The following is a 16,232-nucleotide window of genomic DNA, read 5'->3' on the forward strand; positions in this document are numbered from 1 at the left end:
ATAATAGGCGGCTTTTTTTGTTACAGGTCGAATGATGACTGACTATTTATTGCTCTTTATCGGTACCGTACTGGTAAATAACTTCGTCCTGGTGAAGTTCCTCGGGCTGTGCCCGTTTATGGGCGTGTCCAAAAAACTGGAAACAGCAATGGGCATGGGGCTTGCGACCACCTTCGTGATGACGCTGGCGTCCATTTGCGCGTGGCTGATTGATACCTGGATACTGATTCCGCTTAATCTGATTTATTTGCGCACGCTGGCCTTTATTCTGGTGATTGCCGTTGTGGTGCAATTCACCGAAATGGTGGTGCGTAAAACCAGCCCGGCGCTTTATCGTCTGCTGGGCATCTTCTTACCGCTGATCACCACCAACTGCGCAGTGCTCGGCGTGGCGCTGCTCAACATTAACCTCGGACATAACTTTTTACAGTCGGCGCTGTATGGCTTCTCCGCCGCCGTCGGTTTCTCGCTGGTGATGGTACTGTTTGCCTCTATTCGCGAACGTCTGGTGGTGTCGAATGTGCCTGCGCCGTTTCGCGGTAACGCCATTGCGCTGATTACCGCAGGGTTAATGTCGCTGGCGTTTATGGGCTTTAGCGGGTTGGTGAAGTTGTAATGATGACCTTCTGGATTGCCGTCGCCGCTATCAGCGTTTTAGGGCTGATTTTCGGCGTCATACTGGGATACGCCTCACGCCGTTTCGCGGTGGAAGATGACCCCGTTGTTGAAAAAATTGATGAACTCTTACCGCAAAGCCAGTGCGGGCAGTGCGGCTATCCGGGCTGTCGTCCCTATGCCGAAGCGGTAAGCAACGGTGAAAAAATCAACTGCTGCGCCCCCGGCGGCGAAGCGGTAATGTTGAAAATTGCCGAATTACTTAACGTCGATCCGCAACCTGTCGACGGCGATACCGCCGTTCAGGAACCGGCGCGGATGCTGGCCGTGATCGACGAAAACAACTGTATCGGTTGTACCAAGTGCATTCAGGCGTGCCCGGTGGACGCCATTGTCGGCGCGACCCGCGCAATGCACACGGTAATGAGCGACCTCTGCACCGGCTGCAATCTCTGCGTTGCGCCCTGCCCGACCCAGTGTATTGAACTGCGCCCGGTCGCCACCACAACCGACAGCTGGAAATGGGACCTGCAAAGTATCCCGGTACGTAATATTCCTGTGGAACAACATGCTTAAGTTATTTTCCGCGTTCAGAAAAGAGAAAATCTGGGATTTCGATGGGGGGATTCACCCACCGGAAATGAAAACTCAGTCTAATGGCACGCCGCTGCGCCAGGTCCCCCTTGCGCAGCGTTTCGTCATTCCTCTGAAGCAACATATTGGTGCTGAAGGCGAGCTGTGCGTGAAGCCCGGCGATCGCGTGCTGCGTGGTCAGCCGTTGACGCGCGGCTGGGGGCGAATGCTGCCCGTACACGCGCCAACCTCCGGAACCGTCGTTGCCATTGAGCCGCACGCCACGGCACACCCTTCCGCCTTGCCGGAAATGAGCGTCATCATTGATGCCGATGGCGAAGATCAGTGGGTTTCACGCGACGGCTGGCACGAGTACCAGAATCGTTCGCGTGAAGAATTGATTGAGCGAATTCATCAGTTCGGCGTCGCGGGCCTTGGCGGCGCGGGTTTCCCGACCGGCACAAAACTGCGCGGCGGCGGCGATAAAATCACCATGCTGATTATCAATGCGGCGGAGTGCGAGCCGTATATCACGGCGGATGACCGGCTGATGCAGGATTGTGCGGCGCAGGTTATCGAAGGTATTCGTATCCTGGGTCATATCCTGCAACCGCAGCAGATTCTTATTGGCATTGAAGATAACAAACCGCAGGCCATATCAATGCTGCGAGCGGTGCTGGCGGGCGCACATGATATCAGCCTGCGGGTCATTCCCACCAAATATCCGTCCGGTGGCGCGAAGCAATTGACGCAAATTCTCACCGGCAAGCAGGTTCCGCACGGCGGCCGCTCATCCGATATCGGCGTACTGATGCAAAACGTCGGTACCGCGTTTGCAGTGAAACGCGCGGTGATTGACGGTGAACCATTAACCGAACGCGTGGTGACCTTAACCGGTGAATCCGTGAGCCGCCCGGGTAACGTTTGGGCGCGTCTGGGCACGCCGGTCAGTCATCTGCTTGAAGACGCGGGTTTCTGCCCCTCCGCTGAACAGCTTGTGATTATGGGCGGCCCGTTGATGGGCTTTACCCTGCCGTGGCTGGATGTCCCGGTGGTCAAAATCACCAACTGTCTGCTGGCACCATCGCCATCGGAAATGGGCGAGCCCGAAGAAGAAAAAGGCTGCATTCGCTGTAGCGCCTGTGCAGATGCCTGCCCGGCCGATCTTCTGCCGCAGCAGCTTTACTGGTTCAGCAAAGGCCAGCAACACGATAAAGCGACTGCGCATAATATCTCTGATTGCATCGAGTGCGGCGCCTGCGCGTGGGTCTGCCCAAGCAGCATTCCTCTGGTGCAGTACTTCCGTCAGGAAAAAGCAGAAATCTCAGCAATTCGTCTTGAAGAGCAGCGTGCCGCAGAAGCGAAAGCCCGCTTTGAAGCACGTCAGAATCGTCTTGAGCGTGAAAAACTGGCGCGCGCTGAACGTCATAAAAAAGCAGCCGTACAGCCAGCGGCGAAAGATCAGGATGCGATTAATGCCGCTCTGGCGCGCGTGAAAGAGAAGCAGCAGCAGGCCACGCAGCCGGTCATCATCAAAGCAGGTGCACTGCCGGATAACAGCGCCGTGATTGCAGCCCGCGAAGCACGTAAGGCGAAAGCCCGTGCTGCCCAGGCAGAAAAACAACCAAGCGATGCGGTAGACCCGCGTAAAGCGGCCGTCGAAGCTGCCATCGCACGCGCTAAGGCGCGTAAAGCGGAGCAGCAAGCGGTCAGTGAACCCGTTGCGCTAACAGAAACGGTTGATCCGCGTAAAGCGGCCGTTGAAGCCGCTATTGCACGGGCCAAAGCGCGTAAAGCGGAACAGCAAGCGGCCAGTGAACCCGCTGCGACAGTGGAAACGGTGGATCCGCGTAAAGCCGCCGTTGAAGCCGCCATCGCACGGGCCAAAGCGCGTAAAGCGGAACAGCAAGCGGCCAGTGAACCCGCTGCGACAGTGGAAACGGTGGATCCGCGTAAAGCCGCCGTTGAAGCCGCCATCGCACGGGCCAAAGCGCGTAAAGCCGAACAACAGGCCGCAAATGAGTCGGCTGCCAATGATGATCCGCGCAAAGCGGCCGTTGCGGCAGCGATTGCCCGCGTTCAGGCGAAAAAAGCCGCGCAAGCTGTAAACGAGGAATAAATGGTTTTCAAGATAGCGAGTTCCCCTTATACCCATAACCAACGCCAGACATCGCGTATCATGATGCTGGTGATTTTGGCCGCCCTGCCCGGCATTGCGGTGCAAAGCTGGTTTTTCGGCTGGGGAACCCTGATTCAGCTTCTGCTGGCCTCGCTGACGGCCTGGGCAACGGAATCGTTCATATTGCGTCTGCGTAAGCAGTCTATTGCCGCGACGCTTGCGGATAACTCGGCCTGGCTGACCGGCATTCTGCTGGCCATCAGTATCCCGCCTTTCGCCCCGTGGTGGATGGTGGTCCTGGGCACAGCCTTTGCGGTGATCATCGCTAAACAACTGTATGGCGGCTTAGGGCAGAACCCGTTTAACCCGGCAATGATTGGCTATGTTGTGCTGCTGATCTCCTTCCCGGTGCAGATGACCTCCTGGCTGCCGCCGCATGAAATTGCCGCCAACACACCCGGTTTTATCGACGCATTACAGGTGATTTTCACCGGCCATACGGCTGCGGGTCAGGACATGAACGCGCTGAAAATGGGCATTGATGGCATCAGCCAGGCCACGCCGCTGGATACCTTCAAAACGTCGCGTCACGCGGGTCATTCGCCAGACAGCATCATGCAATCGTCCATTTATCACGGCGCGCTGGCGGGCATTGGCTGGCAGTGGGTAAACCTGGCATATCTGGCAGGCGGGCTGTTTTTACTGTGGAAAGGTGCCATTCGCTGGCATATCCCGGTGAGCTTCCTGTTGAGCCTCGCCGTCTGCGCGACGCTTGGCTGGCTGTTTAACCCGGAAAATGTCGCCTCGCCGCAAATGCATCTGCTGTCTGGCGCGACCATGCTGGGTGCATTCTTCATTCTGACCGACCCGGTGACCGCCTCTACGACCAACCGTGGACGCCTGATTTTCGGCGCGCTGGCAGGCCTGCTGGTGTGGTTGATTCGCAGCTTCGGGGGTTACCCGGATGGCGTTGCTTTTGCCGTATTGCTGGCGAACATTACCGTACCGTTGATTGACTACTATACGCGCCCGCGCGTTTACGGCCATCGCTGAGGATTAATGATGTTAAAAACGATGCGTAAACATGGGGTAACCCTGGCACTGTTTGCCGCAGGCTCTACTGGCCTGACGGCGGCTATCGACCAGTTGACCAAAAATACCATCGCCGATCAGGCGGCTAAACAGCAGAACGCGCTGTTTCAACAGGTGATCCCGGCGGACCGCTATAATAACGATTTGCTGCAAAGCTGCTATCTGGTTACCGCGCCAGAGCTGGGGAAAGGCACGCATAAGGTCTATATCGCTCGTCAGGGCGAGCAGGCGGTTGCCGCCGTGATGGAAGCGACCGCGCCGGATGGCTACTCTGGCGCCATTCAGCTTTTGGTCGGCGCCGATTTCAGCGGTACCGTGTTGGGCAGCCGAGTGACTGAACATCACGAAACACCGGGGCTGGGCGATAAAATTGAACTACGAATTTCCGACTGGATCACCCACTTCGCCGGGAAAACCATCGCCAGCGAGAGCGACGCAACGTGGGCGGTGAAAAAAGATGGCGGCCAGTTTGATCAGTTTACCGGCGCGACCATTACCCCTCGCGCCGTAGTCAATGCGGTAAAACGCGCCGGGCTGTACGCTCAAACGTTACCGAATCAACTTTCTAACCTGCAGGCCTGTGGAGAGTAAACCATGAGCGAAGTAAAAGAGGTTATTGTCCAGGGGCTGTGGAAGAACAACTCCGCACTGGTTCAGCTGCTGGGGATGTGTCCGCTTCTGGCGGTGACGTCAACGGCCACCAATGCGCTGGGCCTTGGTCTGGCCACGACCCTGGTTCTGACGTTAACCAACTTTGCCATCTCCTGCCTGCGTCGCTGGACGCCTGCGGAGATTCGTATTCCTATCTACGTGATGATTATCGCGTCGGTAGTGAGCGCCGTGCAAATGCTGATCAACGCCTACGCCTTCGGCCTTTACCAGTCGTTGGGGATTTTTATCCCGCTGATCGTGACCAACTGTATCGTCGTGGGGCGTGCTGAAGCCTTTGCTGCCAAAAAAGGGCCAGCGTTATCGGCGCTGGATGGTTTTGCTATCGGCATGGGCGCGACCTGCACCATGTTTGTGCTGGGCTCCCTTCGCGAGTTATTGGGTAACGGTACGCTGTTCGACGGTGCAGACGGCCTGCTGGGCAGTTGGGCGAAAGCACTGCGTATCGAGGTATTCCATACGGATACGCCCTTCCTGTTAGCGATGCTCCCGCCGGGTGCTTTTATTGGTCTGGGCATGCTGCTGGCGATTAAATATCTGATTGATGAACGGACGAAACAACGCAAGGCGAAAGCCGTGCCCGCCACGGACGTCGGCGTTGAAACTGCTGAGAAGGCCTGATGAATAAAGCAAAACGGCTGGAGATTTTAAGCCGCCTGCGGGACAACAACCCGCATCCGACAACCGAACTCAATTTTAGCTCCCCTTTCGAGTTGCTGATCGCGGTGCTGCTTTCCGCGCAGGCTACGGATGTGAGCGTCAATAAAGCGACAGCGAAACTCTATCCGGTCGCTAATACGCCTCAGGCGATGCTGGAGCTGGGCGTGGAAGGCGTGAAGTCTTATATCAAGACCATCGGCCTGTTTAACAGCAAAGCCGAGAACGTGATAAAAACCTGCCGGATGCTGATTGAGTTGCATAAAGGTGAAGTTCCGGAAGATCGCGCGGCGCTGGAAGCGCTGCCTGGCGTGGGGCGCAAAACGGCCAACGTGGTGCTCAATACCGCGTTTGGCTGGCCGACCATCGCGGTTGATACCCATATCTTCCGCGTCTGTAATCGCACGCAGTTTGCTCCCGGCAAGAACGTCGAGCAGGTTGAAGAAAAGCTTCTGAAAGTTGTACCGGCAGAGTTTAAGGTCGATTGTCACCATTGGTTGATTCTCCATGGCCGCTACACCTGCATTGCCCGCAAACCGCGTTGTGGTTCCTGCATCATCGAAGATCTCTGTGAATTCAAAGAGAAGGTCGATATCTAGACTTAGAAGGCGGTCCTATTTCCTTCGGTGCCGCCGCTGTCTCCCCGCCATTACGCTGTTAATCATTAGAATATGGGAAATTATTGGTGTGAATGCCATGCATTAAACACTTATTCTGGTTAATTCTTTTTTTATCACCTAAATTTTCTATATCTCCTGGGTTTTGAACAGCCTGGTAACATTGTGTTATCTCAATGTTATCTTCTGCTCATATAACGCCCATCAATTCAATGTGTCACCCTTATGACACAAGACGATCAACCAGTTATTTTTCAGAATCCAGGCTATATCACTGCCTCAAAAGCGAATCAGCAGAAGATATGGTCACTACGCCATTTTTCGCCCTGGTCAGCAGAGTAAAACGCTACCTAATGGCGATGCGTGAAATTTAAATCTAAATAACATTTATATATCTGGTCATTTGTAGTAACTTACGTATTTGTAACAGAGTATGACAAAAGCCTTGTGCGAAAGCACTGGATAGTGAACATTACTCCCCGTTTCCCCTCCAGAATAACTATAAAGGCGGATGTCGATACGAATTTCCGCCCAGTAACGCCCCGTTAAGATGGGATGTAAAAAAAGAGGTATATGTGTCTACTGCAAACAATAAACCAACTGAAAGCGTAAGTTTGAACGCTTTTAAACAACCAAAAGCGTTCTATTTGATCTTCTCGATCGAACTTTGGGAACGTTTTGGTTACTACGGCTTGCAAGGTATTATGGCTGTCTACCTGGTTAAACAACTGGGTATGTCCGAAGCCGATTCGATTACGTTGTTCTCCTCCTTCAGTGCCCTGGTCTACGGTTTAGTCGCTATCGGCGGCTGGCTGGGCGACAAAATTCTGGGGACCAAACGCGTTATTATGCTGGGCGCAATTGTGCTGGCGATTGGTTATGCGCTGGTTGCATGGTCCGGTCATGACGCGGCTGTCGTGTATATGGGTATGGCGACCATTGCGGTCGGTAACGGTCTGTTCAAGGCTAACCCATCATCCCTGCTTTCTACCTGCTACGACAAAGATGATCCGCGTCTGGACGGTGCATTCACCATGTACTACATGTCCGTTAACATCGGTTCCTTCTTCTCTATGCTGGCAACCCCGTGGCTGGCTGCGAAATTTGGCTGGAGCGTTGCATTCGCACTGAGCGTTGTAGGTATGCTGATTACCGTCGTCAACTTCGCGTTCTGCCAGCGTTGGGTGAAACAGTACGGTTCTAAACCTGACTTTGAGCCTATTAACTACCGTAATCTGCTGCTGACTATCGTAGGTGTTGTCATTCTGGTCACTATCGCGACCTGGCTGCTGCACAACCAGGATGTCGCACGTATGGTGCTGGGCGTGGTTGCGCTGGGTATCGTAGTTATTTTCGGTAAAGAAGCGTTTGCGATGCAGGGTGCTGCTCGTCGCAAAATGATTGTGGCGTTCATCCTGATGCTGGAAGCGATTGTGTTCTTCGTTCTCTACAGCCAGATGCCGACCTCGCTGAACTTCTTCGCCATCCGTAACGTTGAGCATTCCATTCTGGGTATCGCGTTTGAGCCGGAACAGTATCAGGCGCTGAACCCGTTCTGGATCATCATCGGTAGCCCGATTCTGGCCGCTATCTACAACAAGATGGGCGACCGTCTGCCGATGCCGCACAAGTTTGCCATCGGTATGGTGCTCTGCTCTGGTGCCTTCCTGGTACTGCCGCTGGGTGCGAAATTCGCCACCGATGCAGGTATCGTTTCCGTAAACTGGCTGATTCTGAGCTACTGCCTACAGAGTATCGGTGAACTGATGATCTCCGGCCTTGGCCTCGCGATGGTTGCCCAACTGGTTCCACAACGTCTGATGGGCTTCATTATGGGTAGCTGGTTCCTGACCACTGCCGGTGCGGCGCTGATTGCTGGCCGCGTAGCCAACCTGATGGCGGTGCCTGAGAACGTTACTGACCCGCTGATGTCGCTGGACGTCTACGGTAAAGTCTTCATGCAGATTGGTATTGCCACTGGCGTTATCGCCGTGTTGATGCTGCTGACTGCTTCGAAGCTGAATCGCATGACTCAGGACGACGACAAAACCGTAACTGCGCAGAAAACTGCTTCCGCGTAATGTCATCGGGAAACATTTGAATTTGAGCCGTTAACGCGAGTTAACGGCTTTTTTTTTATCCCCGCTGGCACTAACATAGCGAAATGCCCTTCGTCACCTCTGCGTGGCTCAAGATAAAAAAACCGATGACATCTGCCAGAAGGAGTTAGCTATGAAGCTGTTTTATAAACCCGGAGCCTGTTCCCTCGCGTCGCATATTTCGCTGCGTGAAAGTGGGCTTGATTTCACCCTCGTGGGCGTAGACCTGCAAAAGAAAGTGACTGAAACCGGGGAAGATTTCCTGCAAACCAACCCTAAAGGGCAGGTTCCCACGCTCCAGCTGGACGATAACACCGTTCTGACCGAAGGCGTTGCCATCATGCAATACATTGCCGACAGTGTCGCCGACCGTCAGCTACTTGCACCGGTCAGCAGCATCAGCCGCTATAAGACGCTGGAATGGCTCAACTTCATCGCCACCGAGCTGCATAAGGGCTTCACCCCTCTGTTCCGCCCGGATACGCCGGAAGATTACAAACCGACCGCTCGCGCGCTGCTGGACAAAAAAATGGCCTATATCGATAGCGAGCTGGCCGATTGCGAATGGATTAGCGGCTCACGCTTTACGATTGCCGATGCGTATCTGTTCACCGTACTGCGCTGGGCATTCGCGGTAAAACTGGAGATGAGCGGTTATAAAAATATTGCGGCCTATATGGCGCGGGTCGCGGCGCGACCTGCCGTTGCGGCCGCGATGGCGGCTGAAGGTCTGAAATAACACAAAATTTGTACGATTTTGTAGGCCGGATAAGCGCCAGTGCCATCCGGCAATATGCCGCAACAGATGTAAAAAAGGGCGTGATTTCTCACGCCCTTTTCATCTCTGTCGCGCTGAATTACTTCCAGCACACCAGGCAGTAGTTTTTCTTACCGCGACGCAGCAGCGTGTAGCGGCCATACAGACGATCGCTTTCGCTGAAGGTATATTCCGGGTCGGACTGTTTCTCACCATTGATGGTGACCGCGTTGGAGGCGATAGTTTTACGTGCCTGACCGCGAGACGGTTGCAGCTCAGAGTCCACCAGCGCCTGCATCAGATCAGCGCCTTTCTCCATCTCAACCATCGGTACACCGTCCTGCGCCAGCTGTTCGAAGTCTGCTTCGCTCAGTGCGCTCAGGGTGCCATTAAACAGGCTTTCGGTGATGCGTTTTGCCGCCACCAGACCTTCTTCGCCATGGACCAGTCGGGTAACCTGTTCGGCCAGAACATACTGGGCACGCGGGGCTTTACCGCTGTTCTTGTCTTCGTCTTCCAGCGCATTGATCTCTTCAATGTCCATGAAGGTGAAGAATTTCAGGAAGCGATAAACGTCCGCATCGGCGGTGTTGATCCAGAACTGGTAGAATTTATACGGGCTGGTTTTCTTCGGATCGAGCCATACCGCGCCGCCTTCGGTTTTACCGAACTTGGTACCGTCTGCTTTGGTGATCAGCGGAACCGTCAGGCCGAATACCTGGTTCTGGTGCAGACGACGGGTCAAATCGATACCGGAAGTGATGTTGCCCCACTGGTCAGAACCGCCAATCTGCAGCGCAACGCCGTGCAGTTTGTTCAGGCAGGCAAAGTCATAGCCCTGCAACAGGTTATAGGAGAACTCGGTGAAGGAGATGCCCTGATCGTCACGGTTCAGACGCTGCTTAACCGCTTCTTTGTTGATCATCTGATTAACGGAGAAGTGTTTGCCGATATCACGCAGGAAGGTCAGCACATTCATGCCACCAAACCAGTCGTAGTTGTTCGCGGCAATGGCTGAGTTGTCGCCACAATCGAAATCGAGGAACGGCGCAACCTGTTTGCGGATTTTATCCACCCACTCCTGAACCGTATCTTCAGTGTTCAGTTTACGCTCGGCAGCTTTGAAGCTCGGGTCGCCAATCAGACCGGTCGCGCCACCTACCAGTGCGACGGGCTTATGGCCCGCTTGCTGGAAGCGTTTCAGGCATAACAATGGAACAAGATGCCCCAAATGCAAGCTGTCAGCGGTGGGATCGAAGCCGCAATAGAGCGCGATCGGGCCTTGCGCCAGTCGCTCTGCTAACGCTTCCTCGTCCGTCACCTGGGCCACGAGGCCCCGCTCTTGCAATTGTTTAATCAAGTTACTGCTTGCCATCAAATTCTCCATGTATAAACGACTGCACCTCTGTCGGTACACGACTTTTTCGCCTGACGCGAAAGGGATATAGAATAAAGCGCCAGCCCTTTCAGCACCAGCGCTTAACGCAACAATTTTGCCCTTAAGGCGCGAGTCGGTCGATTTTCCAGTCGTTCGCGTCACGCTGGTATAAAAAACGGTCGTGCAGACGGTGTTCACCGCCCTGCCAGAACTCCATCTGTTCGATAGAGACGCGATACCCGCCCCAGAAACTCGGCAGTGGGACATCGCCCTGTTGGAACTTCTGTTTCAGTTCAAGGAATTTGCTTTCGAGGATGCCGCGCGCAGAAATACGGCTGGACTGTTTTGAGACCCAGGCGCCAATTTGGCTGTCGCGCGGGCGGCTGTGGAAGTATTTAACCACTTCAAGCGTAGAGAGACGTTCGGCTTTGCCGGTGACCATCACCTGACGTTCCAGCGTATGCCAGGGGAACAACAGGCTGATACGCGGATTTTGTTCCAGATGATGCGCTTTGCGGCTGCCGAGGTTGGTGTAGAACACCATCCCTTTTTCATCATAGTGCTTGAGCAAAACGATACGCTGGTAAGGTTGACCGTTTTCATCAACGGTCGCCACCACCATCGCGGTAGGATCGGCGAGCTTCGCCTCACAAGCCTGAGACAACCAGCGCTCAAACAGCGTCAGCGGGTCAGAGGGAAGATCGCGGCGGCGAAGACCGCCACGGGTATACTCTCGGCGCAGATGCGCAATTTGCTGCAATTCGTCGTTATCGGACATAGCGATTGTGATTGTCAGAAATGGGTAGCGTTATTGTGCGCCGCCCGGGTGAAAATCTCAACGCTTAGGGTTTTGTAACTGACAGTTATTCAGCACGATACGGTCACGTTTGTAGACGGTAGCGTCGTTGCCTTTCGACCAGAAAACGTAAATGCCGTCAGTGTAACGCGCCCCGGATGCCGACAGCCCCTGCGGCAGATGCAACTGCTGATTGTCATAAACGAAGCTGACTTCCTGGCGCGGATTGTTCAGTTTGACGGTAAGTGGTTTCTCATCACACTGGTACTCCAGCGTGTCAGTTTGCATCCGTTCCATAAACTGGTTGTAGGTGCTGCAACCAGCCAGCATTAAAGGAATAACAGCGATAAGTAATTTTTTCATTGGCGTGCCTTACGACTTTCCTGGTCCACAGGAGGTACGAATCCCCCCTTTTCCCTGAGTTTATCGTGCAGCACGCCAGGATGATTTCAGCAAACTCCTATTTGCGCGGATTTGCTGGAAAAATAGCGCCCAGAACACTCTCCTGCGATGCGCCGGTCACCGAAGGCAGATTTCCCGGTAAACCCGCAAGAGTACGCCAGGCAAGCCATGCAAAGGCCAGCGCTTCCATGTCGTCCCCGCTGATACCGTATTCATCCGTCGCGGCGACTTCCGTTCCCGGCAGCATGCCGGCCAGGCGAGTCATCACCATCGGGTTACGGCTACCGCCACCGCATACCAGCAGACGATCGCAGCCACCGCTCAGCAACACCTGCTCGCTGATGGTGGTGGCCGTTAACTCGGCGAGCGTCGCCTGCACATCCTGCGGGCGTAGCGCCGGGAATTGCCCAAGGATGCGCTCAATCCAGCCATAGTTGAAGTACTCGCGCCCGGTGCTCTTCGGCGCAGGCGCAGCAAAATACGGGTCGCAGAGCATCTCCTGCAACAGCGGCAACAACACTTTGCCTTCGCTGGCCCATGCCGCATCTTTGTCATACGGTTTTTTCAGATTGCGCCAGATCCAGGCGTCCATCAGCATATTGCCAGGGCCGGTATCAAAACCGCGAACCGGCTGACCCGGAATGAGCAAAGAGAGGTTGGCAATCCCGCCGATATTCAGAATCATTCGTCGCTCGCCAGGATGCGCCAGCAACGCGTGGTGGAATGCAGGCACCAGTGGTGCGCCCTGCCCACCCAGCGCCATATCGCGACGGCGAAAATCACCGACCACCGTGACGCCCGTTCGCGCCGCAACAATATTGTTATCGCCAATTTGCAGCGTATGAGGCGCATCGCCCGTTGGTTCATGCCAGACGGTTTGCCCGTGACAGCCTATCGCCACGATATCATCAGGCCGCAGATTTTCCTGCTTCATCAGCGCCAGTACCGCATCGGCAAACAACCTTCCCAGACGTGTATCTAACTGACCAAACTGTGAGAGCGTCAGCTGTTGCCCCTGACAAACGGCCAATACCGCTTCTTTCAGGTCAATGGGAATGGGAAACGCGAGGCTGGCCAGTTGCGCCACTCTGCTTTCATCAATAGCCGCCAGCACAACATCAACCCCGTCGAGACTGGTTCCCGACATCACGCCAATATAACGGCCTGATTTCATACGCCTTCCTTAGTTGCATAAGCAGTGGAATTACACTCCACCATAAAGCAATGCCCAATGCTATGATGCAATAATAATTTTTAGTGATATTTTATACAGCAGCTGCACGCCTGGATAAAAAATGTGCGGTTTTCAGGAGGAGTGTTTAACGTTGGTTAAGTTATTCCACGTTATTATTTGCCTATAGTTGTGCAGAATATATAACCTGCCATGAGCAAATACCATATAATTACCTGATACGGATGCTCGCAAGAGCGTTTCTTGGTGAACAGGAGATTCATAAATGATGTTACGTGTTTTGGCCGCTTCTATGATCGGTTTATCGTTAGCAGGGTGCGTTAGCAGCAGCGGTCTGTCCGGCGATGTCTATTCAGCTTCCGAAGCCAAGCAGGTTCAGAATGTCACCTACGGTACCATCGTCAACACGCGTCCGGTACAGATTCAGGGCGGTGATGATAGCAACGTCATTGGCGCTATCGGCGGCGCGGTGCTGGGTGGTTTCCTCGGTAATACCATCGGTGGCGGTACAGGCCGTTCACTGGCAACAGCAGCCGGCGCTGTCGCGGGTGGCGTAGCAGGCCAGGGCGTCCAGGGTGCGATGAACAAAACCCAGGGTGTTGAGCTGGAAATTCGCAAAGATGACGGCAACACCATTATGGTGGTACAGAAACAGGGTGATACCCGCTTCTCTGCTGGCCAGCGCGTCGTGATGGCGAGCAACGGTAGCCAGGTGACCGTTTCCCCGCGTTAATGATTTTCAGCGTGGCCCACTCGGGTCACGCTTCCTTGCCTTTCGTTGCTGACACTTCCTTACCTATCTCCAGACTCATTTAGATTTATTGACGGCATGAATATAAAGAAGTCATTCCGTTCAATTATTATTTGCGCAAAAACAATATTCCTTTGGATAAATTACTCTAAGATTAATCCCACCAGGCTGGATGCCTTGTGAAGCTGAGAGTACTTTCACTCCGAATAATATTGGAATGTCGTCTATGCTGATGAAATTGAAGTTTCCGTTACAGCGTTTTTTGGTTTACTTCACCATTTGTATTATAGGGATTGTTATCCTTAACCATTTTTCGGCGGCGATAATTCATCGTACACCTACGATTGCGCCGTTGCTCTTCCCTATTTTGACTATGTTTTTAATGGTTTTTCATGCCATGATTGCCGCCTTCATGGTAATGAAATACTCCTGCGATAAACATCGTCTTTATCTCACGCCGATAGCCTTCGCCTTTGCGGGCTCAGCCATTCTGATGCTGGGCACGCTGGACAGCTTCCCGGACTGGTTTATGTGTACCGGCTTGACGAAGGTTAACTATAACGACACGCTAATTTTTTATTTTTTCCGAAATATCATGATGGCGTTTCTTTTTATTTTCGCTGTCATTTTGTATGCATTTAAAAAACGTGAGATGCATACCTTTAAAATCCATACGATTATTCTCGTAGGCATCCTACTATTTACGTTGGGCATGCTGTTATTATCCTGGCTTTACTCCAGTCATTACGAATTGCTGAGCGTCGATTTCGTAGATAATAACACCTATCAGTTTACGCAATTGTGGGGAAACCAGCTGGGATGGGTATTAATTGCCCTATGGGTTATCGCTCTGCTGGCAATTCTGGTTGTGACACAGCTCAATAATATATTCTGGTACAGCGGAGCCTTCTTCTGCGCCTGCTACATCTTTACCCTGATTGTGCTGATGTCGTCGGGGCATAGTGCGGGTTATACCTGGTATGAAGCCCGTTTGTTCGAAACCATCTCCACTATGTTCCTGATTCTGGTGCTGCTCTGCGATGTCTTTACGCTCTATCGTCAGTCCAACACCCGGTACATGCATTCGTATCAAAACTCTATCCGCGATCCGCTGACGCAACTTTTTAACCGTAGCTATTTCTACGACACGTTTACCGCATTGATGCCAAAAGTCGCTACCGGGCAGCCTATCTCGGTGATTGTCAGCGACCTGGACCACTTTAAACGTATCAACGACAAATACGGCCATTTGCAGGGCGATAAGGTGATTCAGTTTGTCTCAAAGGTGCTACAGGATTCCGTTCGGCAAAATGATGTTGCCGCGCGCATTGGCGGAGAAGAGTTCGCCCTGCTGCTGGTCGGCGCGTCCTCGAACGTTGCCGAAGGGATTGCCGAACGTATTCGTGTCGCCATCGCCAGCCAGGACGCTGAAAGTAGTCAATCGCAACTGCCGGAGCCTATCACTATCAGTATGGGCGTTTTCACCGCCACTGACCTGACGGTTAACGTAGAAGAGTGCGTACGTCGGGCGGATGAAGCGATGTATCGGGCAAAAGAAGCCGGACGCAACCGCGTGGTGGTGTGGGAATAAGGCGTAAAAAAGCCCTGCCTTCTGGCAGGGCTTCTGAGGAACAAAATCAATCTCTGGATTGCAGATCGATAATGTTTTGTTCCAGCTTATGGATGAGCGCAACCAGTTGGTCAGTCTCTTCCGACGAGATCCCCGAAAGAATTTCGCCCCGTGTCTTACTGATCACCGCTTCCATCTCTTCAATCAATGGTTCGGCTTTTTCAGTCAGTTTTATTCGCTTAGCACGACGATCGTTTGCGCACGTTTGGCGAGAGATAAGCCCTTTCTCTTCCAGCTGATCCAGAGTGCGAACCAATGACGGTTGCTCGATGCCGATCGCTTTAGCCAGCTGGATCTGCGACTGCTCAGGGGGCAACTGATGAATATTATGCAGCGTGACCCAGTGCGTCTGCGTGAGTTCCAGAGGTTTGAGGCGATGGTCGATCAGAGCACGCCAAATGCGCACCAACCGTGCCAGATCAGAACCTAATGGCGATTCCAATTTCATCTCCTTATAATTAGCTTGCTAAGTTATTATACTGATTTTAGAATAGTGTGCAGTATTTAAATACTCAAAACAAATGTATTGCTGCATACGCGCAAAGCAGAGCAATGATTTACACTGTGTTAAAATTGTCTGCATTTCGTTAGCGTTACGCTCACTATCGAGTCTTAACTCTTCAATTGCAAAGGATTTCTGCTTGTGAAGTCGATTCTTCAACTCCCGGGACTACCGCTGCAAGACCTCATGGTGGGTGCCTCTATCTATTTCCCACCGCTATTTAAAGCCGTCCTGCTCGGCTTTCTTATCTGGCTGGTTGCGCACCAGCAACTCCGTGACTGGATGTACGCGGGCGATATCTGGCATCCCTTGCTGATGGATCTCTCGCTGTTTGCCCTGTCCGTATGTGGCGCGTTGCTGATTTTAGTTCTGTGGTGAAGCTA

The 16,232-nt window shown here is 53.3% G+C and carries 17 protein-coding genes; 12 read left to right on the forward strand and 5 right to left on the reverse strand.

Annotation, left to right across the window (positions count from 1 at the left end):
- Positions 1-34: 34 nt before the first annotated feature.
- From rsxA to gstA, 9 genes are all read left to right on the forward strand, one after another.
- Complete coding sequence (gene rsxA, locus AC1MKH_RS13420; RefSeq protein ID WP_015964281.1) at positions 35-616, forward strand: electron transport complex subunit RsxA; 582 nt, start codon at positions 35-37, stop codon at positions 614-616.
- Entirely contained in the window at positions 616-1,191 is a 576-nt protein-coding gene (gene rsxB / locus AC1MKH_RS13425; protein WP_015964280.1) for an electron transport complex subunit RsxB, read from the forward strand. The genes rsxA and rsxB overlap by 1 nt, the downstream gene beginning before the upstream one ends.
- A complete protein-coding gene (rsxC, locus tag AC1MKH_RS13430; RefSeq protein ID WP_276220072.1) occupies positions 1,184-3,307 on the forward strand; it encodes an electron transport complex subunit RsxC in 2,124 nt (707 codons plus the stop codon). Before rsxB ends, rsxC begins: the two co-directional genes overlap by 8 nt.
- Positions 3,308-4,360, forward strand: coding sequence for an electron transport complex subunit RsxD (gene rsxD / locus AC1MKH_RS13435; RefSeq protein WP_276220071.1), 1,053 nt, complete (start codon positions 3,308-3,310; stop codon positions 4,358-4,360).
- A 9-nt stretch (positions 4,361-4,369) separates the two neighbouring features.
- Positions 4,370-4,990: an electron transport complex subunit RsxG gene (rsxG, locus tag AC1MKH_RS13440; protein ID WP_276220126.1), complete on the forward strand. Its 621-nt coding sequence runs from the start codon at positions 4,370-4,372 to the stop codon at positions 4,988-4,990.
- A 3-nt stretch (positions 4,991-4,993) separates the two neighbouring features.
- Complete coding sequence (locus AC1MKH_RS13445) at positions 4,994-5,689, forward strand: electron transport complex subunit E (RefSeq protein WP_276220070.1); 696 nt, start codon at positions 4,994-4,996, stop codon at positions 5,687-5,689.
- A complete protein-coding gene (gene nth, locus AC1MKH_RS13450) occupies positions 5,689-6,324 on the forward strand; it encodes an endonuclease III (RefSeq protein ID WP_276220069.1) in 636 nt (211 codons plus the stop codon). The genes AC1MKH_RS13445 and nth overlap by 1 nt, the downstream gene beginning before the upstream one ends.
- 593 nt (positions 6,325-6,917) lie before the next feature.
- Entirely contained in the window at positions 6,918-8,423 is a 1,506-nt protein-coding gene (gene dtpA, locus AC1MKH_RS13455; RefSeq protein WP_276220068.1) for a dipeptide/tripeptide permease DtpA, read from the forward strand.
- A 151-nt stretch (positions 8,424-8,574) separates the two neighbouring features.
- Positions 8,575-9,180, forward strand: coding sequence for a glutathione transferase GstA (gene gstA / locus AC1MKH_RS13460; protein ID WP_015964273.1), 606 nt, complete (start codon positions 8,575-8,577; stop codon positions 9,178-9,180).
- Between the two features lie 118 nt (positions 9,181-9,298).
- Here the strand turns inward: gstA and tyrS are convergent, their stop codons facing one another.
- The 4 genes from tyrS to anmK all read right to left on the reverse strand — a co-directional run bounded on the left by tyrS (position 9,299) and on the right by anmK (position 12,948).
- A complete protein-coding gene (gene tyrS / locus AC1MKH_RS13465) occupies positions 9,299-10,573 on the reverse strand; it encodes a tyrosine--tRNA ligase (protein WP_276220067.1) in 1,275 nt (424 codons plus the stop codon).
- Between the two features lie 124 nt (positions 10,574-10,697).
- Entirely contained in the window at positions 10,698-11,354 is a 657-nt protein-coding gene (gene pdxH, locus AC1MKH_RS13470) for a pyridoxamine 5'-phosphate oxidase (RefSeq protein ID WP_276220066.1), read from the reverse strand.
- Between the two features lie 57 nt (positions 11,355-11,411).
- A complete protein-coding gene (gene mliC, locus AC1MKH_RS13475; protein ID WP_015964270.1) occupies positions 11,412-11,735 on the reverse strand; it encodes a C-type lysozyme inhibitor in 324 nt (107 codons plus the stop codon).
- 97 nt (positions 11,736-11,832) lie between these two features.
- Positions 11,833-12,948, reverse strand: a complete 1,116-nt coding sequence (gene anmK, locus AC1MKH_RS13480; RefSeq protein WP_276220065.1) for an anhydro-N-acetylmuramic acid kinase — start codon at positions 12,946-12,948, stop codon at positions 11,833-11,835.
- A 283-nt stretch (positions 12,949-13,231) separates the two neighbouring features.
- Here anmK and slyB point away from each other — a divergent pair, with 283 nt between their 5' ends.
- Together slyB and AC1MKH_RS13490 are read left to right on the forward strand one after the other, a co-directional pair.
- A complete protein-coding gene (slyB, locus tag AC1MKH_RS13485) occupies positions 13,232-13,699 on the forward strand; it encodes an outer membrane lipoprotein SlyB (RefSeq protein WP_015964268.1) in 468 nt (155 codons plus the stop codon).
- A gap of 244 nt (positions 13,700-13,943) precedes the next feature.
- The gene (locus AC1MKH_RS13490) at positions 13,944-15,308 is read left to right on the forward strand and encodes a sensor domain-containing diguanylate cyclase (protein WP_276220064.1); all 1,365 of its coding nucleotides are present in this window, start codon (positions 13,944-13,946) and stop codon (positions 15,306-15,308) included.
- Positions 15,309-15,354: 46 nt separating this feature from the next.
- Here AC1MKH_RS13490 and slyA read toward each other — a convergent pair whose 3' ends face one another.
- A complete protein-coding gene (gene slyA, locus AC1MKH_RS13495) occupies positions 15,355-15,795 on the reverse strand; it encodes a transcriptional regulator SlyA (RefSeq protein WP_276220063.1) in 441 nt (146 codons plus the stop codon).
- A 240-nt stretch (positions 15,796-16,035) separates the two neighbouring features.
- Here slyA and AC1MKH_RS13500 point away from each other — a divergent pair, with 240 nt between their 5' ends.
- Positions 16,036-16,227: a DUF1656 domain-containing protein gene (locus AC1MKH_RS13500; protein ID WP_051051017.1), complete on the forward strand. Its 192-nt coding sequence runs from the start codon at positions 16,036-16,038 to the stop codon at positions 16,225-16,227.
- Positions 16,228-16,232: the final 5 nt, after the last annotated feature.

Source organism: Pseudocitrobacter sp. CD920760, assembly GCF_057782505.1.